This window comes from Nonomuraea sp. LP-02 (assembly GCF_036289125.1).
GTDB classification, from domain to species: Bacteria; Actinomycetota; Actinomycetes; order Streptosporangiales; family Streptosporangiaceae; genus Nonomuraea; species Nonomuraea bangladeshensis.
The window spans coordinates 8,361,630-8,384,806 of the sequence record NZ_JAXCLK010000001.1; the positions used below are offsets into that span (position 1 = coordinate 8,361,630).

A 23,177-nucleotide genomic window follows, 5' to 3' on the forward strand; every position below is an offset into this window, starting at 1 on the left:
TGTGCCTGAGGGACATCTGGTTCACCGCCACGCCGACGAGCAGCAGGCGGCACTGGGCGGGCGCGTCGTCCACGCCTCCGGGCCGCAGGGCCGCTTCGACGCGCGGCCCTACGACGGGCGGACGCTGACCGCCGTCGAGGCCCCGGGCAAGCACCTGCTGTACCACTTCGAGGACGCCCCCGCGATCCACGTGCACCTCGGCATGCGGGGGATCTTCCTGCGGTACGACGGCCCCGCGCGCGAGCCCCGGCGCGGGACGCGGCTCCGGCTGGCCACGGGCGACGTGGCGTTCGACCTGATCGCGCCCATCCAGTGCGAGGCGTACGGCCCCGGCGAGGTGGCCGCGCTGCGGGCCTCGCTCGGGCCCGACCCGCTGCGCGCCGACGCCTCCAGGGACGAGGCCGTACGGCGGCTGACCGCGTTCGGCGGGCCGGTCGGCGCTGCCGTGCTGGACCAGAAGGTGTGGGCGGGCATCGGCAACGCCTGGCGGGCCGAGCTGCTGTTCCTCGTCGGCCTGCATCCCGCCGCCAGGGACGTCGGCGCGGAAGGCGCGGGGCGGCTGTGGGACACCGCGGCCGCGTACCTCGCCCTGGGGCGCGACGCCGGGCAGGTCGTCAGCGACCCCGACCGGCCCGACGAGCGCTGGGTCTACCGCCGCGAACACTGCCGCCGATGCGGCGCACCCGTCCTGACCTGGGAACTCGCGTCCAGGACCGCATACGCTTGTCCTGTGGACCAGCCGGAGAAGGGGTGAACATGCCGACACAGCCGCTCCTCGACATCCGGCGCGTCTATGTCGAGCCGGAGGCGGCCGGGCTGCCGCGCGGGCAGGAGATCCTCGCCCGCTTCCCCGACGCCGAGCTGGTCGAGGTCGGCAGCCACCACCGCATCCCCGAGCTGTACGGCGACGAGACCAACGTCAACCGCTGGGTGCGCATCAAGACCGAGGCGCTGGTGCTCGGCGTCAAGAAGTCGCTCACCGCGCGCCCCAACGACCGCTCCGCCGACTTCATCGCGCCCTCCACCGCCAACGGCTGCGCGATGGCCTGCGCCTACTGCTACGTGCCGCGCCGCAAGGGCTACAGCAACCCGATCACGGTGTTCGCCAACATCGACAAGATTCTCGGGTACGTCCGCCGCCACGCCGGCCGCCAGGGCGTCAAACCGGAGCCCAACCAGGCCGACCCGCGCGACTGGATCTACGACATCGGCGAGAACTCCGACTGCTCCGTGGACGCCACGATCTCCGACAACGTACGCGACCTGGTCCGGCTGTTCCGCGGCCTGCCCAACGCCAAGGCCAGCTTCGCCACCAAATACGTCAACCGCGACCTGCTCGACTGGGACCCGCGGGGCCGCACCCGCGTCCGCTTCAGCCTCATGCCCGCCGCCGACTCCAAGCTGCTCGACATCCGCACCTCGCCGATCGCCGACCGCCTGGCCGCCATCGACGACTTCGTGGCCGCCGGCTACGAGGTGCACGTCAACTTCAGCCCCGTCGTGGTGCGGGACGGCTGGCTGGAGAGCTGGGCCGAACTGCTCGAGCAGCTCGACGATGCTCTCGGCCCGGAGGCGAAGGCCCAGCTCGCGGCCGAGGTGATCTTCCTCACGCACAACGACCGGCTGCACGAGGTCAACCTGGGCTGGCACCCGAAGGCCGAGGAGGTGCTGTGGCGGCCGGAGCTGCAGCAGGCCAAACGGTCGCAGACCGGCGGCTGGAACGTCCGCTACCGCACCGGGCAGAAGGGCCGGTACGTCGCCGCGCTCACCGAGCTGATCGCGGCGAGGCTGCCGTACTGCCGCGTCCGGTACGCCTTCTGACTCAGCCGTCCTGCGGGCCCTGGTCGGGGCCGTTCTGATCGGTCCTGTCCTGGTCTGGCCCGTCCTGGTCGAGTCTTGTCTGGGCGAGGCGTTTGCCGAGGCCGGCCAGCGAGTCGTCGGCCATGAGCGCGGCCAGGCGCGGCGCGTCCTCGTCGATCTGGCGCGACACCGCCGGCTGGTCACCGTTGAACCGCGTCCACGCCCGCACCACCTCCGGCATCGCGGCGATCGCCGCGTCCGACAGGATCGCCTCGCGCGGCAGCCACGAGGTGAGGAACCGCGACACCCGGTCCGGGCTCCACCACAGCGGATGGTCCCCGACGAACTCCCGCAGCTTCCCGAACGCCTCCCGCGCCCCCGGCAGCTCCGGCAGGCCCGCCAGCTCCGCGAACCGCTCCGCCGTGTCGTCGCCGGCTCCCCGCACCAGCCCCGGCACGCTCCGCGCCCGCGCCACCGCCAGCGCGCGTACCCCCGGCAGGGTGTCGGCCACCTCCGCCCCGAGCAGGCGGTCACCCAGCTCGAACGCGTCCAGCACCCGCCCCGCGACCACGCCGGGCTCCGCCGCCGCGAGCCCCAGATCGTCGAGGAACTTCACCTCCTCGACCACGGCGTCCACCGCCAGGCCGCCATGCGGCTGGTCGATGCCGACGACCAGGACGTGCGGCTCCTTGCCGTTCTCGTAGCGGAAGCTCAGCGCCGCGAGGATCTGCTCGCCGTACGGGTCGGCCCTGCCGTACCAGGCGCCTTCGCAGACCACCCGCCCCATCCGCGCCGTCCACGCCGGCAGCGCGTCCAACGCCCCTTCGGCGGCCCGCCCGAACACCGACCCGCCTGGGGATTCGCTCAGCTCCGCGTCGTCGTCCTGCTCCGGAGGCGCCACCGCGGCCAGGGCCGCGAGCGTCAACCGCGCCTCCGCGCTGCCGTCGCCGGTCAGCTCGCGGAGGAACGGCTCCACCTGTTCCGGCTCCAGGTCCGCCATCAGCCGGGCCGCCCAGAGCTCGGTCCTGAGCGGGGAACGCCACCTGAGCAGGTCGCGGGCCTGCGTGATCGCCGTCCTGAACGTCGAAGTGCTCACCCTCCGACCGTAGCCCCCGCGCCGCCCCCGCCGCGCGCCCGGGTGGCCGAGCCTCCCGGCGGGCGGCAAGAGGGCGGCCACCTCATCGTCGTCGAGGTGACCGCCCTCAGGCGAGTCTTCCGGCGGTGGCTCTCCGGAGCCATGCGCCTTCCGGCCGTGGGTCTCCGGGGCCGTGAGCCTTCTGGCGGTGGGTCTTCTAGCGGCGGTCGTCGCCGGTGAGGCCCGCCTTGCGGAGGGCTTCGGCCATGGCGCCCGTCGGGGCAGGGCTCTGGCGGCGCTGGCCGCCGCCGCGCTGGCCGCCCTGGCCCCGGCCGCCGTCGCCCCCGCGCCGGCCGTCACGACCGCCCTGGCCGCCCTGACCTCCCTGGCCTCGGTCGCCGCGCCCGCCGTCACCGCGGCCCTGGCCGCGTCCGCCGTCGCCCCGGGCGCCGTCACCGCGTCCGCCGTTGCCCCGGGCTCGGTCGCCACGGGCGCCGTCCCCTCCGGCGCCCTCACCCCGGGCGCCGCTGGAGCGGCGGGAGCCGTCGGCCTGGGCCGTGGCGTCGTCCTCCAGGCGCAGGGTCAGGGAGATGCGCTTGCGCGGGATGTCGACGTCCAGCACCTTCACCCGGACGATGTCCCCCGGCTTGACCACGTCACGCGGGTCCTTGACGAACGTGCGGGACATGGCCGACACGTGCACCAGGCCGTCCTGGTGGACGCCGACGTCGACGAAGGCGCCGAAGGCGGCCACGTTCGTGACCACGCCCTCCAGGATCATCCCGGACGACAGGTCGGAGATCTTCTCGACGCCTTCCTTGAACGTGGCGGTCTTGAAGGCGGGACGCGGGTCGCGGCCCGGCTTCTCCAGCTCGCGCAGGATGTCGGTGACCGTCGGCAGGCCGAAGGTGTCGTCGGTGAAGTCGTCGGGACGCAGGGAGCGCAGGGCGGCGGTGTTGCCGATCAGCGACTTGAGGTCGGTCTTGACCGAGCCGAGGATGCGGCGGACCACCGGGTAGGACTCGGGGTGCACGCTCGACACGTCGAGCGGGTCGTCGCCGCCGCGGATGCGCAGGAAGCCCGCGCACTGCTCGAACGCCTTCGGGCCGAGCCGCGGCACCTCCTTGAGCGCGGTGCGGGTGCGGAACGGGCCGTTGGCGTCGCGATGCCTGACGATGCTCTCGGCGAGCGTGGCGCCGATGCCCGACACGCGCGTGAGCAGCGGCGCCGAGGCGGTGTTGACGTCGACGCCGACCGCGTTGACGCAGTCTTCGACCACGGCGTCGAGCGAGCGCGACAGCTTGGTCTCGGCCAGGTCGTGCTGGTATTGGCCGACGCCGATCGACTTGGGGTCGATCTTGACCAGCTCGGCCAGCGGGTCCTGGAGCCGGCGGGCGATGGAGACCGCGCCGCGCAGCGACACGTCGAGCTCGGGCAGCTCCTGCGAGGCGTACGCCGAGGCGGAGTAGACCGACGCCCCCGCCTCCGACACCACGATCTTGGTCAGCCCCGGCATGTGCTTGCACAGCTCGCCGGCCAGCTTGTCGGTCTCGCGGGAGGCGGTGCCGTTGCCGATGGCGATGAGCTCGACGCCGTGCCGCTGCGCGAGCGCGCCGAGCACGGCGAGCGACTGGTCCCACTGGCGCTTGGGCTCGTGCGGGTAGATGGTGGCGGTGTCGACGACCTTGCCGGTGGCGTCGACCACGGCGACCTTCACGCCGGTGCGCAGGCCGGGGTCGAGCCCCATCGTCGTACGGGTGCCGGCCGGCGCGGCGAGCAGCAGGTCGCGCAGGTTGGCGGCGAAGACCCGCACCGCCTCGTCCTCGGCCGCCTGCCAGAGCCGCATCCGCAGGTCGATGCCCAGGTGGACGAGGATGCGGGTGCGCCAGGCCCAGCGCACGGTCTCGGTGAGCCACTTGTCGGCCGGCCGGCCCTGGTCGGAGACGCCGAACCGGGAGGCGATGCGCAGCTCGTAGTCGGGGCTGTCGTCGGGCTCCAGCGTGACGCTGAGGATCTCTTCCTTCTCGCCGCGGAACATCGCCAGGATGCGGTGGGAGGGCAGCTTGGTGAACGGCTCGCCGAACTCGAAGTAGTCGGAGAACTTGGCCCCCGCCTCCTCCTTGCCCTCGCGGACCTTGGACACGAGCCGCCCGCGCGTCCACAGCTGCTCGCGCAGGCCGCCGATGAGGTCGGCGTCCTCGGCGAAGCGCTCGATGAGGATGGCCCGCGCGCCCTCCAGGGCCGCGCCCGCGTCGGCCACGCCCTCGGTGACGAAGCCCGCGGCCTCGGCGGCCGGGTCGAGGGACGGGTCGGCGAGCAGCCGGTCGGCCAGCGGCTCCAGCCCGAGCTCGCGGGCGATCTGCGCCTTGGTGCGCCGCTTGGGCTTGTAGGGCAGGTAGATGTCCTCCAGGCGGGCCTTGGTCTCGGCCGCCATGATCTGCTCGCGCAGCGCGTCGTCGAGCTTGCCCTGGGACTCGATGGACTCCAGGATCGCGGTGCGGCGCTCCTCCAGCTCGCGCAGGTAGCGCAGCCGCTCCTCCAGCGTGCGCAGTTGCGCGTCGTCGAGCGCGCCGGTGACCTCCTTGCGGTATCGCGCGATGAACGGCACGGTCGCGCCGCCGTCGAGCAGTTCGACGGCCGCCTGCACCTGGCCGTCGCGTACGCCGAGCTCCGCGGCGATCCGCTGGTGAATAGAGAGCACTTGCCTGCCTTTCGATGGTCCCGCCGGTCAATTGTGCAGGACTACGCCGTCCTTCATGACCAGAGTGCGCGCAGGGTGAACGACCACGGCCTCCGCCGCGCCGCCGCACGGCAGCACGACGAGGTCGGCCCGGTCGCCCGGCTTCAGCCCGTAGCCCCGCAGCCCGAGCAGGCGGGCGCCGCCCGTGGTGGCCGCCTCCAGCGCCAGCTCGATGTCCTCGTCCCTGCGGAAGGTGCTGCGGTAGGCGAGGTGCATGGCCCGCTCCAGCAGGTCGCCGCTGCCGTACGGCCCCCAGAGGTCGCGGATGCCGTCGTGCCCGCAGGCGAGCGTGACGCCCGCCGCCCGCAGCTTCTTGACCGGCGGCACCGGGAAGTCGTAGACCGCCGCGGTGACCAGGGCCACGCCCGCCTCGGCCAGCCCCTGCACCAGCCGGTCCTGGGCGCCCTCGCCGAGCTGGCCCAGCGCGTAGGCGTGGCTCACCGCCACCCGCCCGCCCAGCCCGAGCGCCTTGGTGCGCTCGATGATCAGCTCCAGCTCCCAGCCGCCGAGGGTGCCGCCGTCGTGCAGGTGGATGTCGATGTGGGCGCCGTAGCGCTCGGCCAGGCCGAAGATCACGTCGAGGTGCCGCACCGGGTCGCGGTCGATGCCCGCCGGGTCGAGCCCGCCGACCGCCTCCACGCCGCTCTTGAGCGCCTCCTCCAGCAGCTCGGCCGTGCCCGGGTTGGTCAGCACGCCGTGCTGCGGGAAGGCGACCTGGCGCACCTCGACGGGCACGCGGGCGGCGGCCTCGCGCACGGCCTCCACGCCGCGCAGCCCGACCTGCGGATCGATGTCGGTGTGCGTGCGGACGTGGGTGGTGCCGGCCGCGCTCATGCGTTCGAGCAGCGCTGTGATGCGCCCGGTGTCGGGCACGCCGAGCTCGGCCCGGCGGCCGAGGTCGTTGCCGATGCGGCCGGCGAGGGTGTCGTCGGCGGAGTGGGGCACCCACGGGCCGCCGTAAAGGGTCTTGTCGAGGTGGCAGTGCGCCTCGACCAGGCCGGGCAGCACGAGCTGCCCGGTGATGTCGGCCACCTGCGCGCCGGGCGCGTCGAGGCCGGGGCCGACCTCGTGGATCAGGCCGTCGCGGACGAGGAGGTCGGCGGGCGACCCGAGCCCCCAGGGAAGCCCGCCGCGCAGGAGCACGTCGCTCATGCCAGCACCCTAGACGCCGCCGGTGACGTTTTCCCGGCCGCCGCAGTGACCGGACGGGCCGGCGGTCACATCTGCTCCAGGTGGGAGATGTTGGCCAGGTCGGCGGGGTCGTCGCTGGGCCGGCCGGCGAGCCAGGCGTCGAGGATCTCGTCGAGCACCACGTCGGAGGTGAGGCGCAGGCTCAGGGCGAGCACGTTGGCGTCGTTCCACTTGCGGGCCCCGCCGGCGGTGTAGGCGTCGACGCAGAGGGCGGCGCGCACGCCGGGGACCTTGTTCGCGGCGATCGAGGCGCCGGTGCCGGTCCAGCAGCACACGACGGCCTGCTCGGCGCGGCCCTCGGCCACGTCGCGGGCGGCGAGTTCACAGGCCCACGCCCAGTCGTCGCGCTCGCCGTCGTCGAGGGCGCCGTGCGTGATCACCTCGTGGCCGCGCCTGCGCAGCTCCGTCACCACCCGCTCGGCCACGCCGTCCCTGCTGTCGGCGGCCACAGAAATCCGCATCCACGCCTCCGCCCGTCGTTCCTCCAGAGTCGTTCCCAAAGAGTACGGCCGGCACCTGCCCGACTGGCGAAAGCAGCGGCGGTGTGGTTGGTTGTGTCGCCAAATGAGCATTGATGTGAGCGATATCCCGGCTCTCGCCCGGGGCTGCGCCGTTCTCGGCACCGGTGGCGGGGGAGACGTCCGCACCGGGTCGCTGGCCGCGGTCCGGGCCATCCGCGAGTACGGCCCCGTCCCCCTGGTCAGCCTGGCCGACCTGCCGGACGACGCCCTGGTGGTGCCGCTGTCCGGCATCGGCGCGCCGACCGTCAGCCACGAGATGATCCACAGCGAGGACGAGCCCCGGCGCGTCGCCGAGGAGGTCGAGCGGATCTTCGGCCGCCCGCCGAGCGCCGTCATGTCCTCCGAGATCGGCGGCTCCAACGGCGTCATCCCGGTCGCCTGGGCCGCCCAGCTCGGCCTGCCGCTGCTCGACGCCGACGGCATGGGCCGGGCCTTCCCCGAGGTCCAGATGGTCTCCATGTACGTCGCCGGCCTCCCGGCCGACCTGGTGATCATGTCCGACGTGCAGGGCAACGTGGTCACCATCCGCCCGGTGGACGGCCTGTGGTCCGAGCGCCTGGCGCGGGCGGTGTGCGTGGCGGCCGGCTCGTCCGCGCTGATGGCCGACTACATCCTCACCGCCGCCGGCGCGCGGGGCGCGGTGATCGAGGGCACGGTCACGTACGCGCTGGAGGTCGGCAGGGCCACCGAGGGCGTCCCGGACCCGCTGGGCGCGCTCCAGGGCAGGCTCGGCGCCGCCTGCCTGGTCACCGGCAAGCTGACCGACGTGGAGCGGCGCACGACGGGCGGGTTCGTCCGCGGCACGGCCACGGTCGAGGGCACCGGCGACGACCGTGGCCGCACGCTCACGCTGGAGCTGCAGAACGAGAACCTGGTCGCGATCGAGGACGGCCGGCCGCTCGCGATGGTGCCCGACCTGATCACGGTCGTGGACACCGAGACCGCCGCCGCGATCCAGACCGAGGGCCTGCGCTACGGCCAGCGCGTGACGGTGCTCGCCTGGCCGTGCGACCCCCTCTGGCGTACCCCCAAGGGGCTGGAGACGGCCGGGCCGCGCGCCTTCGGCTACGAGCTCGACTACGTCCCGGTGGAGGAGCTGAGCGCTCATGTCTGACCTGCGCGTGGGGATCGACGTCGGCGGCACCAACACCGACGCGGTGGTGCTCGACGCCGGCGGACGGGTGATCGCCAAGGCCAAGCGCCCGACCACCCCGGACGTGACGGAGGGCCTGCGGGCCGCGCTCGACGCGGTGCTCGCCCCCCTGGGCGAGTCGAGGGAGCGGATCGGCCGCGTCATGCTCGGCACCACGCACGCCACCAACGCCATCCTGGAGCGGCGCAACCTCGGCCGGGTCGCGGTGCTGCGGCTCGGCGCGCCCGCCACGACCGGCGTCCCGCCGCTGTCGGGCTGGCCGGACGACCTGCGCAAGGCCGTCTCGGCGGGCGAGGCGGTGCTGCCCGGCGGCCACTACGTGGACGGCCGCGAGCTGGCCCGCCCCGATCTCGACGCCGTACGCCGCTTCCTCGACGCGGTCGAGGCGGAGGCGGTGGCGATCACCGGCGTGTTCAGCCCGGCGAGCGGCGAGCACGAGCGGCTGGTGGGGGAGCTGGTCAGGGACGAGTACGGCCTGCCGGTCTCGCTCAGCCACGAGATCGGCTCGCTCGGCCTGCTCGAACGCGAGAACGCGACCGTGCTCAACGCCGCGCTGTACGGGGTCGCCGCCGACGTGACAGGCGCGCTGGTCGCCGCGCTGGCCGAGCGGGGTCTCGGCGCCCGCCCGTACCTGGCGCAGAACGACGGCACGCTCATGACGCTGGAGCACGCCGCCCGTCTGCCGGTCGCCACGATCGGCTCCGGCCCGGCGAACTCGCTGCGCGGGGCGGCGTACCTGTCGGGCGCGGCGGACGCGATCGTCGTGGACGTCGGCGGCACCTCCACCGACCTCGGCGTGCTGGCCGGCGGCTTCCCCCGGGAGTCGGCGGCGGCGGTCGAGATCGGCGGCGTGCTCACCAACTTCCGCATGCCGGACATCCTGGCCATCGCGCTCGGCGGCGGCACGGTCGTACGGGAGCGTGGCCTCGGCCCCGACTCGGTCGGCTACCGCATCGCGGAGGAGGCCCTGGTGTTCGGCGGGGGCACCCCGACCATGACCGACGCCGCCGTGGCCGCCGGCCGTACCCCGCCGGACGATCCCGGCTGGCGGCTTGACATCTCGGAAGCAATCGCCGACATGCTGCAAAGGGCGGTGGCGACCGCCGACGAGCTGGTCGCCGACGCCGTGGACCGCATGGCGCTGGGCCGGGCCGACCGGCCGCTGGTCGCGGTGGGTGGCGGGGCGTTCGTGCTGCCGGCCAGCGTGCCCGGCGCGGGCGAGCTGATCCGCCCGGAGCACGCCGAGGTCGCCAACGCGGTAGGGGCCGCGATCGCGCTGGCGAGCGGCAGAGTCGATACGATCTTGCCTGCGGGAGATAGCCGGTCAAAGGCCATCGAAAGGGCCAAGGAGGAGGCGGCGGCCCGAGCCGTGGCGGCGGGGGCGGACCCTGCCCTCGTGGAGATCGTCGATCTCCTGGAGGTGCCGCTGAGCTACCTCTCCGAGCCCGCCGTGCGGGTACACGTCAAAGCAGCCGGACCCCTCGCCCGGTGAAAGAACGGAAGGATCCCCCCACATGCGCTGGCACAAGCGTCTGCTCGTCGCCGGTGTGACCGGTGTCCTCGCCCTGACCGCGTCCGCGTGCGCGGGCGGTCAGGTGCGCGGCGCCGGCGGCACACCCGCGCCCCAGCAGAGCGGCACCGGCCAGAGCCGGAGTGCCCCGTCCGACGGCCCGGTGAACGACAGCACGTTCGTCTACGTCCCCAACCTCGACGTCGTCACCGACTGGGACCCGGCCACGTCCTACTCCAACGAGATCGTCGCGCTGTCGAACATCTACGAGGGCCTGACCCGCTACGACGCGCAGACCCAGAAGGCCGAGCCGCGCCTCGCGCTGAAGTGGACGTCGGGGGCCGGCGGCAAGGAGTGGACGTTCGAGCTGCGCCCCGGCGTCACCTTCCACTCCGGCAAGCCGCTGACGGCCGAGGCCGCGAAGAAGGCCATCGAGCGGACGATCGACAAGAAGGGCGGCGCGGCCTACATCTGGGACGCCGTGGACAAGATCGACGCCCTTGACGACAAGACGCTCAAGTTCACCCTGAAGTACCCGGCCCCGCTCGACCTCATCGCCTCCTCCGGCTACGCCGCCTACATCTACGACGTCGGCGCCGTGGACCCCGACGGCAAGAAGGACGGCGGCACCGGCCCGTACACGGTCGACACCTGGCAGAAGGGCAAGGAGACCGAGCTCACGCTCAAGGCGTACGAGGACTACTGGGGCGGCTGGAAGCCCGAGCAGTACAAGAAGGTCGCCTTCCGCGTCACCCCGGAGATCACCACCGCCTGGCAGCTCCTGCAGAAGGGCGAGGTCAACTTCGTCCAGCGGCTCAACCCGCAGCTCTTCCAGCAGGCCGGCGCGACGGACGGGGTGCGCACCTCGCAGTCGCCGTCGTTCCAGAACCTGCTCGTGCTGTTCAACACCGCCTCCGGCCCGGCCAAGGACGAGCGGGTGCGCAAGGCGCTGCAGGCGGCCATCGACTACGACGGCCTGGTGGCCGCGCTCAAGGGCTCCGGGCAGAAGGCCAGCGGCCTGGTGCCGCAGGGCCTGCTCGGCCACGTCGCCGGCATGCAGCCCAAGCAGGACCTGGACAAGGCCAGGCAGCTCCTGGAGGAGGCCGGCTACGGCCCCGACAACCCCGAGCTCAAGCTGAGCCTCACCTACGCCCAGGGCGACGACGACCAGAAACTCCTGGTCACGCTGCTCAGCTCGGCGCTGAAGAAGCTCAACGTCACGCTGCAGGCCCGGCCCATGACCTGGAACGCGCAGTGGGACCTCGGCAAGAAGCGCGGCCAGGACGTCTTCGTCATGTACTGGTATCCGGACTACCCGGACGCCTACTCCTGGTTCCTCAACGTGTTCAGGAGCGCCGACGAGCCGCAGTTCAACCTGTCGTACCTGAAGGACGCGCAGATCGACGCGGGCATCGACGCGCTGCCCGAGCTGACGGCCACCAACCAGGTCCGCGCCGACGAGACCTACCAGGACCTGCAGCGGAAGATCATCGAGGAGCGGGCGGCGGTCGCGGTGCCGTACGTGCAGACCTACCAGCGGGCGCTCTCCGCGGATGTCGAGGGATACGTGGACAACCCCGCCTATCCCAACGTGGTCTTTTTCTACGACCTGAAGCGCGCAGCCTGACCCATGGCACGCCATCTGGCCCGCCGGCTCGGCCAGGCCCTCCTGGTCGTGGCCGGCGTGGTCGTGCTCACCTTCGCCGTCATGAGGCTCGTGCCGGGCGACCCCGCGGTCGCCTACGCCGGGCCGAAGGCCACGCCCGAGCAGCTCGCCGAGGTCCGCGAGCGGTTCGGGCTGGACGACCCGCTGCCCGCGCAGCTCGTCGCGTACGTGCGCGACCTGCTCACCGGCGACTGGGGCACCAGCCTGCGCACCCGCCAGCCGGTCCTCGACGACCTCTACCTCGCCTTCCCCGCCTCGCTGGAGCTGGTCGGCGCGGCGCTGGCGCTGGCGATCGTCGTCGGCGTCCCGGTCGGCGTGCTCGCCGCCCGCCACAACCGGCGGCTGCCGGACCTCGGCGTGCGGTTCACCAGCATGCTCGCGGTGTCCGTGCCGGTCTTCTGGCTGGCGCTCACCCTGCAACTGGTCTTCGCGAGCAAGCTGGGCTGGTTCCCGATCGCCGGCGAGTACGACTCCTCGCTCGACACCACGAGCCCGCTCACCCTCTGGACCAACATCACGGTCGTCGACGCCCTCATCACCGGCAACTGGCCCATCTTCACCAGCACCCTCCAGCACCTGGTGCTGCCCGCGCTCGTCGTGGCCGCCTATCCCACCGGCGTGATCGCCCAGATGACCCGGGCGGCGCTCATCGAGGAGTCCGGCCAGGACCACGCGCGGATGGAGCGGGCGCTCGGGTTCGGTGAGACGGCCGTGCTGACCAGGTTCGCGCTGCGGCCGTCGCTGGTGCCGGTGCTGTCGATCGTGGCGCTGGTGTTCGCGTACTCGATCGTCAACGGCTTCCTGGTCGAGGCGGTCTTCAACTGGCCTGGGCTGGGCCGCTACGCCGCCGAGTCGATCAAGGCGCGCGACACCCCGGCCATCGCGGGCGTGACGCTGCTGATCGCGCTCGTGTACACGCTGGCCAACCTGGTCGTGGACCTGCTCCAGGGCGTCGTGGACCCCCGGGTGAGGGCCCGATGAAGCGGCGCGGGCTGCCCCGGATCCCCGACCGTTTCGCCGCGCTCGGCGCGGTCCTCATCGTGCTCCTCGTGCTGGCCGCGATCCTCGCGCCCTGGCTGGCGCCGTACGACGCCGATCCCCGGCCCCTGGAGTCGCAGCTGCCGCCGAGCGGCGCACACTGGCTCGGCACCGACCACGCCGGTCGCGACGTGCTCAGCCAGATCCTGTACGGCGCCCGCACTTCGCTGTTCATCGCCGTCGCGGTGCTCGCGGTCTCGGCCACGGCCGGGGTGACGCTCGGGATGATCGCCGGGTACGCGGGCGGCTGGGCGCGCGATGTGATCATGCGGATCACGGACGTGTTCCTGGCCTTCCCCGCGCTGCTGCTCTCGCTCGCCCTCGCGGTCGTGCTGCCGCCGAGCGTCAACACGGTCGTGCTGGCCATCGCGGTGACCTGGTGGCCGTGGTACGCCCGCCTGGCCGCCTCCACGGCCGCCTCCATCGCCACCCGCGGCTACGTGGACGCCGCCCGCTGCCTCGGCGTGCCCGCGCCGCTGATCGTGCTGCGGCACGTGCTGCCGAACTCGCTCACCCCCGTCCTGGTGCAGATGTCGCTGGACGCGGGCGGGGTGATCCTGACCTCGGCGGCGCTGTCGTACCTGGGGCTGGGCGCACAGGAGCCGACCGCGGAGTGGGGGCTCATGGTGCAGCAGGGGCAGACGTACTTCACCACGAGCTGGTGGATGGTGACCTTCCCGGGGCTGGCGATCCTGGTGACGGCGTTCGCGTTCAACGTGCTCGGCGAGGGGCTGCGCAACGCGCTCGACCCGCGAAGGGTGGTCAAGTGATCGAGGTGCGCGAGCTCAAGGTGAGCTACGGCGGGCGCGTCGTCGCCGACGTGCCCGAGCTGGACGTGGGCGCGGGCGAGTGCGTGGCGATCGTGGGGGAGAGCGGATCGGGCAAGTCCACGACGCTGCTCGCGCTGCTCGGCCTCCTCCCCGACGCCGAGGTGAGCGGCCGCGTCACCGTCTGCGGCGTGGACGTCATGACCGCCTCGCCCCGCCGGCTGCGCGAGCTGCGCGGCGCGCGGGCGGCGCTCGTCATCCAGTCGCCGCAGGCCGCGCTCGCCCCCGCGACCCGGCTCGGCGTCCTCATGCGCCGCGCGCTGCGGCTGCACGGCAGGGAGGCGACGGACGCGGCCATGGCCGAGGCCATGCGGGCGGTGCTGCTCGACCCCGAGCTGCTGCGCCGCTACCCGCACGAGATCTCCGGCGGGCAGGCCCAGCGCTTCGCCATCGCGCTCGCCATCGCGCTCGGCGCGGAGGTCGTCCTCGCCGACGAGCCGACCAGCGCGCTCGACGTGACCGTACAGGCCGAGGTGGTCGCCGTGCTGCACGGGCTGCGGGCCGAACGGGGCCTCGCGCTCCTGCTCGTCTCGCACGACCTCGCCCTGGTGTCCACGATCGCCGACCGGGTGCTGGTCATGAAGGACGGCGCGGTGGTCGAGTCGGGACCGGCCGCGCTTCTCGCCGCGCCGGCCCATCCGTACACGCGCGAGCTGCTGGAGGCGCTGCCATGACCATGCTGAGGGCCGAGCGCGTCACCCTCGGGTACGGCGGGCGCCCCGTCGTCCACGACGTCAGCCTCGACCTCACCGAGGGCGGCGTCGGCCTGATCGGGGAGAGCGGGTCGGGCAAGACCACGCTGGCGCGGGCGTTCCTCGGCCTGCTGAAGCCGATGTCCGGCGACATCTGGTACGGCGGGCGGCCGCTGCGCGAGGCCGACCGGCGCAGGTTCAGGAAGGACGTCCAGCCCGTCTTCCAGGCCGAGGCGCTCGACCCGCGCATGCGGATCGGCGCGTCCGTCGCCGAGGCGTTGCCGCGCCGCGAGCGGGCCCGCGTGGGGGAGCTGCTGGAACAGGTCGGCCTGGACCCGGCGCTCGCCGGCCGCCGGCCCCACCAGCTCTCCGGCGGCCAGCGGCAGCGGGTGGTGATCGCCCGCGCCCTGGCGGTCGGCCCCCGCCTGCTCATCCTCGACGAGCCCACCAGCGCGCTGGACGTGACGGTCCAGGCGCGCATCCTCGACCTGCTCGCCGGGCTGGACGCCGAGCGGCTGCTCATCACCCACAACCTCGCGGTCGTGCGGCGGCTCTGCCGGACCTCGTACGTGCTGTTCGCCGGCCGGGTGGTGGAGTCGGGGCCGACGGCGGAGCTGCTGGCCCGGCCGGCGCACCCGTACACGCTGGCCCTGCGCGACGCGGTCCCCCGGCTCGGCGGCCCGCCCCCGGAGGCGAGCGGCCGGACGGAGGCCGTGCCGGCGGCGACCGGCTGCCCGTACCGGCTGCGCTGCCCGCTCGCCGTGCCGGAGTGCGAGCGCGCCCCGGAGCTCCGCGAGGTCACGGACGGCCGCAGCGCGGCCTGTCACCGCGCCGCGGACGTCCTCGGGCAGCCTCCGCTCACAGAGCCTTCAGGCCGCTGATGACCTCCAGCAGGACCTTCGCGTCCGGCGCTGGGGGCGGGTGCTCGACCTGGACGAGTTCCTGCGCGTACAGGTCGCCGACCAGCACGCGGACCACGCCGATGGGCAGGTTGAGCTCGGCGGCCACGTCCACGAGGCGGGTGGGTTTGGTGCACTTCTGCAGGATGATCAGGTGCTCGGGGCCGAGGCCCACGGGCGCGGTGAGGCCGCCGGCGGTGATGATCACCGCGATGAGGTCGATGGCCTCGCTCGCGGGCACCGTACGGCCCCGGGTCAGCAGATAGGCGGGGACGATCGGACCGGCGTCCTCGTCCAGCCAGCGCTCGTCACTCACTGCGCACCACCCGCATGGGGCGTTTGGGCTCCTCGGCGGGAGCCTCGGGCTCTGCCACGTGCTCTTCCGGGATCAACACGATCGCGGTGGTCCCTCCATATGGTGAACCGCGCAACGTCACGCGGATGTCGTGCCTGGCGGCCAGGCGCGAGACGACGAACAGGCCGAGCCGGTCACTGTCGGCCAGATCGAACTCGGGCGGGCTGGCCAGCCGCTCGTTGTACTCGGCCAGCTCCTCGGGGCTCATCCCGAACCCGCGGTCCTCGACCTCGAAGACGAAGCCGCGCGCGGCCTTCTCCCCGCGCACGATGACCGGCGTCTTGTCGGGGGAGTAGACGGTCGCGTTCTCGATGAGCTCGGCGATCAGGTGGATCACGTCGCCGACGACCGGCCCGGCGAGGCGCTCGGCCGGCATCGGCTCGACGGTGACCCGCTGGTAGTCCTCCACCTCGGCCGTCGCGCCGCGCGCCACGTCGAGCAGCGGCACCGGCCTGCTCCAGCCGCGGCCCGGGATGGCGCCGGACATGATGATCAGGCCCTCCGCGTGGCGGCGCATGCGGGTGGTGAGGTGGTCGAGCTTGAACAGGTCCTCCAGGGCGTCCGGCTCGGTCGCCCGGTGCTGCATGTCCTGGAGCTGGATGCGCTGGCGGTGCAGGAGGGCCTGGCTGCGCCTGGCCAGGTTGCGGAAGACGTGCCGGACGCCCTCCCTGAGCTGCGCCTGGCCGACCGCGGCCTCGACGGCGGTCTGCTGGACGGTGGAGAACGCCTGCCCGACGTCGTCGATCTCGGTGGTGGTGCTCGGCACCGACAGCTCGGGCAGCTCGACCGTCTCGCCCTTGCGCAGCTTGGCCACCACCTGGGGCAGCCGCTCCTGGGCCACTTCCAGCGCGGCCAGCCGGAGCGCGCCCAGCTCCTTCGACAGCCGGTTGCCCATCCGCAGCGAGAACGCGATGGACACGACCACCAGCGCCAGGCAGAGCCCGGCCAGCATGAACGCCCGCCGCAGCACCTCGTCGGCGATCGGCTCGGCGCGGGCGTTCAGCGTCGCGCTGGCCCGCATGAGCGACTCCTGGAACGACTTCGCCAGCGCCTCGGTCGTGGCCAGCCAGCTCTTGGGCGTGCGGCCCGCGATGATCTGGTCCTCCATCATCCGCATGCGCTGGTAGGCGGGGGAGGCGATGAGGGAGACGTCGGCGTCGCGCAGCGGCCGGTCGAGCTCGCTCAGCGACTGGTCGACGAGGAAGCGCCGGTTGCCGACGATCTGGGTGAACAGCCTGCGCTCGGTCTCGGTGACCGGCCCGAGCGCGATGGCCTGCTCCCGGGTCAGCAGCTCCTTGGCGAAGCCGAGGTCGATGATCACGCGCGACTGCTCGTAGATGGGGATGTCGTCGATGAGGGCGACGTGCCGGTGCAGGCCGAAGATCGTGTCGATGATCGCGCTGTACGACTCCACGGTGTGCAGACGGTCGGACAGGCCGGCGTCGATCTCTCCTCGGATCGCGTCGAGCCTGTCGAGCTGCGTGTCCACCGCGTCCACCTGTATGCGGATCTCTTCCGATCGGTTCTTGGATGTGCTGGAGAGCTGCCGGAACGTGTCCCTTGCCGCGTCGGTGCGGTTGCGCTGCGCGGTCACGGCGGCGGGGCCGGCCACGTTGCGCAGGAGCTTGGCCGAGGCCAGACGCTCACGCTGAATCTCGCTGATCAGTTTGTACGCGGGAAGGCGCAGGTTCGTCCAGACCGTTTTGTATTCGCGCAGCTCCAAACTCTCGGTCGCCGTGACGGCGGTGATGACTCCCCACAACACCACCATGGAGGCCAGTGGCACCAGCAGCAGTCCGATGATCTTCATGCGGATCGTCCGGCTACGACCCATGGCACCTCACTCCGGTCCTGGTCCCCTGGCGGCAACCCTGGACGGGACAGGCCCTGAGAATAGCAACGCGATCACTCAATTGCCCAATTTTTCGGGACTTTTGGACACGTGTCGCCGGTCTTCATGATCTTGGAGTAGGTTTCCCGAGTACGTCGCTGACAGAGGTCGCTGACAGAGGGAGATGCGTTGCGCCGTCGTCTCGCCGCGGCCGCCGCGCTGGCGCTCCTCGCGGCCTGCTCCTCACCTCCTGAGCCGGCCCGCGCCCCCGCGGGCGAGTCGACGTTCGTCTACGTGAAGAATCTGGACATCATCACCGAATGGGACCCGGGAAAGTCCTACTCCAACGAACTCGTCGCCTTTCAGAACATCTACGAGACGCTCACGTTCTGGAATCCCGTGACGAAGAAGTCCACCCCGCGCCTCGCCACCTCCTGGCGCGCCTCGGCCGACGGTCGCACCTGGACGTTCAACCTCCGCACCGGCGTGACCTTCCACACCGGCCGCCCGTTCGACGCCGACGCGGTCAAGGCGTCCATCGAGCGCACGATGACCACCAAGACCGGCGCCTCCTACATCTGGGACGCCGTCTCCTCGATCCGGGCCGACGGGCCGTCCACCGTGACGTTCACGCTCAAGTACCCGGTGCCGCTCGACCTGGTCGCCTCCGCCGGGTACGCCGCCTACATCTACGACACCAAGGCTGCCTCCGACCTCACCGCCTGGTTCGGGCAGGGCAGGGACGCCGGCACCGGGCCGTACACCGTGGCTCAGTGGCAGAAGGACAAGGAGGAGGAGCTCACGCTCAAGGCGTACGACAAGTACTGGGGCGGGTGGGACAAACCCCACTACAACCTCGTCAAGTACCGGGTCGTGCCCGACCCCGACCGCGCCTGGCAGCTCCTGCAGCGCGGCGAGGCCGACTTCGTCGAGCGGCTCAACCCCCGCCTGTTCTCCAGGGCGTCGGCCACGCCCGGCGTGCGCACCTCCGAGCGGCCGTCGTTCCAGACCGCGATGCTGCTGTTCAACACCGCGGACGGGCCGATGAAGGACGTAAGGGTGCGCCGCGCCGTACAGAAGGCCATCGACTACCGCGGCCTGGTCAAGGACCTCAAGGGCGCCGGCTCGCCCACCAGCGGGGTCATCCCCGAAGGGCTGATGGGCCACGTGCCCGGCCGCGAGCCCAAGCAGGACCTCGCCGCCGCCGAACGGCTGCTGCGCCTGGCCGGCTACGGTCCCGGCGGGCGGCCGCTGCGGCTGCGGATGACGTACGGGGAGGGCGACACCGACTGGCGGCTGCTCGCCACCCACCTGGAGGCCACGCTGAAGCCGCTCAACGTCACCGTCCAGGCCACCGCCATGCCGTGGAACGACCAGTGGGAGCTGGGCAAGCGGCGCGGCCAGGACATCTTCGTGATGTACTGGTGGCCCGACTACGCCGACGGCTACTCCTACTTCGGCAACGTCTTCCACAGCGGCGAGCCGCCGGTGTTCAACCTGTCCTATCTCAAGGACGGCGAGCTGGACGCGCTGCTCGACACCGTGGCCGAGCTGACCGTGACCGACCCGCCGGCGGCGCAGCGGGCGTACGAGCAGGCCACCCGCCGCGTGCTGGACCAGCGGGCGGCCGTGGCGCTGCCGTGGGTGACCAACTACCAGCGCGCCTACCTCGGCAGCATCCAGGGCTATGTGGACAACCCGGCGTACTCCGACGTCGTCTTCGTCTACGACCTGAGGCCCTCGGCCTGATCCTGCCCCTGGTCCGGGCCCTCGACGCGTTCCTTGAGGCGGGCCCTGATCTCCTCGGGCGTGTACGCGCGCCGCCGCCGCTCGGCGCGGGCGATCACCACCCCGGTCGCCGCCACGCCCATGACCCCGGCCAGCCCGAGCACCTTCCACCACCGCCGCTTGCGCATAGTGCCTAGGCTAGCCATGTGCTGACACTCGACGAGGCCGTCAAGGTGACGCGCACCGGCGACCTGTGGATCTTCCGCGGGCGTTCGGTGCCCGACCGCGCCATCCAGACGGTGACCAACAGCCCCGTCAACCATGTGGGCATGGCCATCGTGATCGAGGACCTTCCGCCCATGATGTGGCACGCCGAGCTCGGCCGGTCGCTGCCCGACCTGTGGGCCGGCGCGCACCACCGCGGCGTGCAGCTGCACGACCTGCGCGCGGCGGTCACCACGTGGGTCGGCAGATACGGCCAGCGCCCCTGGCTGCGCCAGCTCGAACCCGAGGTCACGCCGGAGATGGAGGACGCCGCCCTGCGCACGGTCGCCCGGCTGGACGGCACGCCGTTCCCCTCCACGGCCCGGCTGGCCGGCCGCTGGTTCCGTGGCCGCGTCCCGTGGCGGGCCCGTCAGGGGATGGCGCTGGAGAGCGCCTACTGCGCGGAGGTCGTGGCGGTCACGTACGAGGAGATGGGCCTGCTGCCCGTCGGCCGCCGCCCCAACTGGTACGATCCGGGCCGCTTCTGGAGCGGCGACGACCTGGAGCTGCTGACCGGCCGCCGCCTCGGGAACGAGATCACCATCGGCGTCGAACGGACGTGAGCTTCAACGTGTCAACCGTGAACGTCGCCCTCGTGGGCGTGGGCAACTGCGCGTCCTCGCTCGTGCAGGGCGTCGAGCACTACCGCGACGGCGACGCCCCCGGCCTGCCCAACCCCGTGTGCGCCGGCTACGCCGTCTCCCAGGTGCGCTTCACCGCCGCCTTCGACGTCAACCCCGCCAAGATCGGCCGCGACCTGTCCGAGGCCGTCTGGGCGCCGCCCAACAACGCCCGCAGGTTCGCCGACGTGCCGCACCTCGGGGTGCCGGTCGTGGACGGCGTACTCGCCGACGGCGTCGGCCCCGGCTCGGCCGGCCTCGTCAAGCCGCGCGGCCGGCTCGACGAGGCCGCCACCGCCGCGCAGGTCGCCGCCCACCTCGCCGCGACCGGCAGCCACGTCGTGCTCAACTTCCTGCCCACGGGCGCGCAGCGCGCCACCGAGCTCTACGCGCAGGCCGCGATCGAGGCCGGGTGCGCGTTCGTCAACTGCATGCCCGCCATGCTCGCCCGCTCGCCCGAGTGGCGCTCCCGCTTCGAGGCGGCCGGGCTGCCGCTCATCGGCGACGACCTGAAGAGCTCGTTCGGCGCGACGCTCCTGCACCGGGCCCTGGTGGACGCGCTCACCAGCAACGGCGTACGCCTGTCCGGCGGGCACCAGCTCCTCGGCGGCGGCAACATGGACTTCGTCAACCTCACCGACGGCGACCGCCTGGCGAGCAAGCGGGCCACCAAGTCCGCCGGCGCGGGAGCGGGGTCGCTGCACGTCGGAGCCCAATACGTGCCCTTCCTTGAGGACCGCAAGGTCGCCTACATCCGGCTCGACGGCGAGGGCTTCGGCGGCTCGCCGCTGGAGGTGGAGCTGCGCATGGTCGTCGAGGACTCGCCGAGCGCGGCCGGCAACGCGCTCGACGCCGTACGGCACGCCAAGGCCGCGCTCGACCAGGGCGTCGGCGGCCTGCTCCGCGAGCCGTCCGCCGCGTTGATGAAAGCCGTGTGAGCGTGCGTTCCGGTGGCAGGCGTAGTCCGGTGGCAGGCTAGAAGGATGCGTCTCGCCACCTGGAACGTCAACTCCGTCAAGGCCCGGCTGCCCCGCCTCCTCGACTGGCTGGCCGCCGCCGAGCCGGACGTCCTCTGCCTGCAGGAGACCAAATGTCCGGCGGAGGCGTTCCCGGCCGCCGAGGTGGGCGAGCTGGGCTACGCCGCCGCGGCCCACGGCGACGGCCGCTGGAACGGCGTCGCGATCCTGTCCAGGGTCGGCCTGGACGAGGTGACGCCGAGCTTCCCCGGCGAGCCCGGCTTCGGCGAGCTCGCCGGCGTCGGCGCCGCCCGTCCCGAGGCCCGCGCGATCGGCGCCACCTGTGGCGGCCTGCGCGTCTGGTCGCTGTACGCGCCCAACGGCCGCGCCGTCGACTCGCCCCACTTCGCGTACAAACTGGAGTGGTTCGCCGCCCTGCGCGACGCCCTCGCCGCCGAGCTGCCGTCCGGGCCGCTGGTCGCCTGCGGCGACTACAACGTGGCCCCGACCGACGCCGACGTGTGGGATCCGGCCCTGTTCGTGGGCGCCACGCACGTCACCCCCGCCGAACGCGACGCGCTCGCCGCCCTGCGCGCCCTCGGGCTGCACGACGTGGTGCCGACCCCGATGAAGGGGCCGCATCCTTACACGTACTGGGACTATCGGGCGGGGATGTTCCACCAGAACAAGGGGATGCGGATCGATCTCGTGTACGCGAGCGGGGACGTGAGCGGCCGGGTCAGGTCGGCTTACGTGGACCGCGAGGCGCGCAAGGGGAAAGGTCCTTCCGATCACGCGCCGATCGTCGTGGATCTCGACCCGATATCTTGATTACAAATCGCTATTGCCCGAGTATTCTGTGTTCTCACCTGGTTCGGGGGCAGCACGTTCACCGAGGTCACAGGGGGATTCCCATGGGAACACCGGACGGTCGCGTCATTCTGTTCATCCTCCTCGGGGTGGCCCTTTTCGCCCTGGGCCGCCGCTACCAGAACATGATCACCATGCGGCAGGTCTGGAAGCAGAGCGCCAAACAGGTCACCGCGAGAAAGGTCACCGCCCACCAGGCCGCGAAGGCGATGATCGGGATCACGGTGATCTCGGCCGTCATCGTGTGGCTGGTGTTCAATCTCAACCGCGTGATGTGAGCGAACGGGGGCGCGCGGCCGGTCGGCTGATCCGCTCCTCCGCCGGCCGCCCACCTTCCCGCCGACCGCTCACCTCCCTGCCGGCCGCTCACTTTCCTGCCGGCCGGTCACCTCCCTGCCGCCCGGTCACCTCCCTGCCGGCCGCTCACCGCGCTCAGGGGCACCGGAACGAGCGGCGCCGCAATTGCCGACCTGCCGACCCCAGACCTCAAGAACCGCCGCCCCGACGACCGCCCCGATGATCGCCCCGACCGCGGCTCCCGTACTCACCACCCGCGTCAACCGCACCGCCCGCCGGATGTCCGCCACGCCGGGCCGCGGCCCGTCACCCATGGTCGGCCGATGCTCGACCCTGCTCCCGTACACGTTGGTGCCCCCCAGCGTCACCCCGAGCGCCCCGGCGAACGCGGCCTCGCACCGCCCGGCGTTCGGACTGGGATGCCGGTGCCCGTCCCGCCGCACCACCGACCACGCTCCCCGCCGATCCGGCCCGGCCAGCACCGTGAGCAGCGCGGTCAGTCGCGCCGGAACGTAGTTGGCCACGTCGTCCAGCCGCGCCGCCGCCCATCCGAACCGCAGGTACCGCGCCGACTTGTGCCCGACCATCGCGTCCAGCGTGTTGACCGCCCGGTACCCCAGCAGCCCGGGAACCCCCGCGACCGCCCCCCAGAACAGCGGCGCCACGACGGCGTCGGAGGTGTTCTCGGCCAGCGACTCGACGGTCGCCCGCGCCAGTTCCTCCGCCCCGAGCCCGGACGGGTCCCGTCCGCACAGGTGGGGCAGCCGCTTCCTGGCCCGCTCCAGATCCCCGTCCTCCAGCGCCTCGGCCATGTGAAGGCCCTCCCGCGCCAGCGTCGTCCCCCCGAGCACCGCCCACGCCGCCCCCGCCACGCCCCCCACCCGCACGACCGACGCGACCCGCCCCCGGCCTTTACCTCGGCCCGCCTTCGCCATCGCCACACCGAGAGCCACCGCACCCCCGACGCACAGGGCCACGTGAAGAACGCCGGCCGCCCTGGAATCCCGATAGAGCACCCGCTCGACCTGCCCGGCCACCCGCCCGAACACCGCCACCGGATGCCCCGCACTCTGCGGATCACCAATGACCCGGTCGAGCATCACCCCAGCCGCAAGCCCCAACCCAAGCTCACGCGCATTACCTC

22 protein-coding genes are annotated in these 23,177 nt (G+C 72.6%); 14 read left to right on the top strand and 8 right to left on the bottom strand.

Features of this window, described 5'->3' with window-relative positions:
* Nucleotide 1: 1 nt before the first annotated feature.
* Both SMD20_RS39300 and SMD20_RS39305 read left to right on the top strand, forming a co-directional pair.
* Nucleotides 2–754 carry a DNA-formamidopyrimidine glycosylase family protein gene (locus SMD20_RS39300; RefSeq protein WP_329590972.1) on the top strand — a complete coding sequence of 251 codons (753 nt, stop codon included), beginning with the start codon at nt 2–4 and terminating at the stop codon, nt 752–754.
* Nucleotides 755–756: 2 nt separating this feature from the next.
* Nucleotides 757–1,821 carry a spore photoproduct lyase family protein gene (locus SMD20_RS39305; protein WP_329590974.1) on the top strand — a complete coding sequence of 355 codons (1,065 nt, stop codon included), beginning with the start codon at nt 757–759 and terminating at the stop codon, nt 1,819–1,821.
* A gap of 1 nt (nt 1,822) precedes the next feature.
* Here SMD20_RS39305 and SMD20_RS39310 read toward each other — a convergent pair whose 3' ends face one another.
* The 4 genes from SMD20_RS39310 to SMD20_RS39325 form a co-directional block, all read right to left on the bottom strand.
* Complete coding sequence (locus SMD20_RS39310) at nt 1,823–2,896, bottom strand: hypothetical protein (RefSeq protein ID WP_329590976.1); 1,074 nt, start codon at nt 2,894–2,896, stop codon at nt 1,823–1,825.
* 196 nt (nt 2,897–3,092) lie between these two features.
* Nucleotides 3,093–5,576 carry a Tex family protein gene (locus SMD20_RS39315; RefSeq protein ID WP_329590978.1) on the bottom strand — a complete coding sequence of 828 codons (2,484 nt, stop codon included), beginning with the start codon at nt 5,574–5,576 and terminating at the stop codon, nt 3,093–3,095.
* 27 nt (nt 5,577–5,603) lie between these two features.
* A complete protein-coding gene (locus tag SMD20_RS39320; protein WP_329590980.1) occupies nt 5,604–6,767 on the bottom strand; it encodes an amidohydrolase in 1,164 nt (387 codons plus the stop codon).
* 65 nt (nt 6,768–6,832) lie between these two features.
* Nucleotides 6,833–7,267, bottom strand: a complete 435-nt coding sequence (locus tag SMD20_RS39325; protein ID WP_329590982.1) for an RpiB/LacA/LacB family sugar-phosphate isomerase — start codon at nt 7,265–7,267, stop codon at nt 6,833–6,835.
* A gap of 115 nt (nt 7,268–7,382) precedes the next feature.
* Here SMD20_RS39325 and SMD20_RS39330 point away from each other — a divergent pair, with 115 nt between their 5' ends.
* Genes SMD20_RS39330 through SMD20_RS39360 form a run of 7 tightly spaced genes read left to right on the top strand, consistent with a single transcriptional unit; the run spans nt 7,383 to nt 15,094 of the window.
* On the top strand, nt 7,383–8,441 hold the full coding sequence (locus tag SMD20_RS39330) for a DUF917 domain-containing protein (RefSeq protein WP_329590985.1): 1,059 nt from the start codon (nt 7,383–7,385) through the stop codon (nt 8,439–8,441).
* Nucleotides 8,434–9,972, top strand: a complete 1,539-nt coding sequence (locus SMD20_RS39335; RefSeq protein WP_329590987.1) for a hydantoinase/oxoprolinase family protein — start codon at nt 8,434–8,436, stop codon at nt 9,970–9,972. The genes SMD20_RS39330 and SMD20_RS39335 overlap by 8 nt, the downstream gene beginning before the upstream one ends.
* Nucleotides 9,973–9,994: 22 nt before the next feature.
* Nucleotides 9,995–11,617: an ABC transporter substrate-binding protein gene (locus tag SMD20_RS39340; RefSeq protein WP_329590989.1), complete on the top strand. Its 1,623-nt coding sequence runs from the start codon at nt 9,995–9,997 to the stop codon at nt 11,615–11,617.
* A gap of 3 nt (nt 11,618–11,620) precedes the next feature.
* Entirely contained in the window at nt 11,621–12,637 is a 1,017-nt protein-coding gene (locus SMD20_RS39345) for an ABC transporter permease (RefSeq protein ID WP_329590991.1), read from the top strand.
* Nucleotides 12,634–13,464, top strand: coding sequence for an ABC transporter permease (locus tag SMD20_RS39350; protein WP_329590993.1), 831 nt, complete (start codon nt 12,634–12,636; stop codon nt 13,462–13,464). Before SMD20_RS39345 ends, SMD20_RS39350 begins: the two co-directional genes overlap by 4 nt.
* Complete coding sequence (locus tag SMD20_RS39355) at nt 13,461–14,195, top strand: ATP-binding cassette domain-containing protein (protein ID WP_329590995.1); 735 nt, start codon at nt 13,461–13,463, stop codon at nt 14,193–14,195. The genes SMD20_RS39350 and SMD20_RS39355 overlap by 4 nt, the downstream gene beginning before the upstream one ends.
* Nucleotides 14,192–15,094 (top strand): ABC transporter ATP-binding protein, encoded by a 903-nt coding sequence (locus SMD20_RS39360; protein WP_329590997.1) that lies wholly within the window; start codon nt 14,192–14,194, stop codon nt 15,092–15,094. Before SMD20_RS39355 ends, SMD20_RS39360 begins: the two co-directional genes overlap by 4 nt.
* Here SMD20_RS39360 and SMD20_RS39365 read toward each other — a convergent pair.
* Nucleotides 15,072–15,428, bottom strand: coding sequence for a DUF742 domain-containing protein (locus tag SMD20_RS39365; RefSeq protein WP_329590998.1), 357 nt, complete (start codon nt 15,426–15,428; stop codon nt 15,072–15,074). The two genes, SMD20_RS39360 and SMD20_RS39365, sit on opposite strands and share 23 nt — an antisense overlap.
* Entirely contained in the window at nt 15,421–17,277 is a 1,857-nt protein-coding gene (locus SMD20_RS39370) for a sensor histidine kinase (protein WP_329591000.1), read from the bottom strand. The genes SMD20_RS39365 and SMD20_RS39370 overlap by 8 nt, the downstream gene beginning before the upstream one ends.
* Nucleotides 17,278–17,487: 210 nt before the next feature.
* Between SMD20_RS39370 and SMD20_RS39375 the strand changes: the two genes are divergently transcribed.
* Nucleotides 17,488–19,047 carry an ABC transporter substrate-binding protein gene (locus SMD20_RS39375; RefSeq protein WP_329591002.1) on the top strand — a complete coding sequence of 520 codons (1,560 nt, stop codon included), beginning with the start codon at nt 17,488–17,490 and terminating at the stop codon, nt 19,045–19,047.
* Here SMD20_RS39375 and SMD20_RS39380 read toward each other — a convergent pair.
* Entirely contained in the window at nt 19,023–19,214 is a 192-nt protein-coding gene (locus SMD20_RS39380) for a hypothetical protein (protein ID WP_329591004.1), read from the bottom strand. The two genes, SMD20_RS39375 and SMD20_RS39380, sit on opposite strands and share 25 nt — an antisense overlap.
* Nucleotides 19,215–19,232: 18 nt before the next feature.
* Between SMD20_RS39380 and SMD20_RS39385 the strand changes: the two genes are divergently transcribed.
* From SMD20_RS39385 to SMD20_RS39400, 4 genes are all read left to right on the top strand, one after another.
* The gene (locus SMD20_RS39385; protein ID WP_329591006.1) at nt 19,233–19,853 is read left to right on the top strand and encodes a hypothetical protein; all 621 of its coding nucleotides are present in this window, start codon (nt 19,233–19,235) and stop codon (nt 19,851–19,853) included.
* Nucleotides 19,854–19,870: 17 nt separating this feature from the next.
* A complete protein-coding gene (locus SMD20_RS39390; RefSeq protein ID WP_329591008.1) occupies nt 19,871–20,848 on the top strand; it encodes an inositol-3-phosphate synthase in 978 nt (325 codons plus the stop codon).
* 45 nt (nt 20,849–20,893) lie between these two features.
* Nucleotides 20,894–21,697 carry an exodeoxyribonuclease III gene (locus tag SMD20_RS39395; RefSeq protein ID WP_329591010.1) on the top strand — a complete coding sequence of 268 codons (804 nt, stop codon included), beginning with the start codon at nt 20,894–20,896 and terminating at the stop codon, nt 21,695–21,697.
* Between the two features lie 83 nt (nt 21,698–21,780).
* Nucleotides 21,781–22,014, top strand: coding sequence for a hypothetical protein (locus SMD20_RS39400; protein ID WP_329591012.1), 234 nt, complete (start codon nt 21,781–21,783; stop codon nt 22,012–22,014).
* Nucleotides 22,015–22,140: 126 nt separating this feature from the next.
* Here SMD20_RS39400 and SMD20_RS39405 read toward each other — a convergent pair whose 3' ends face one another.
* Nucleotides 22,141–23,154 (bottom strand): cobalamin biosynthesis protein, encoded by a 1,014-nt coding sequence (locus SMD20_RS39405; RefSeq protein ID WP_329591014.1) that lies wholly within the window; start codon nt 23,152–23,154, stop codon nt 22,141–22,143.
* Between the last annotated feature and the right edge of the window lie 23 nt (nt 23,155–23,177).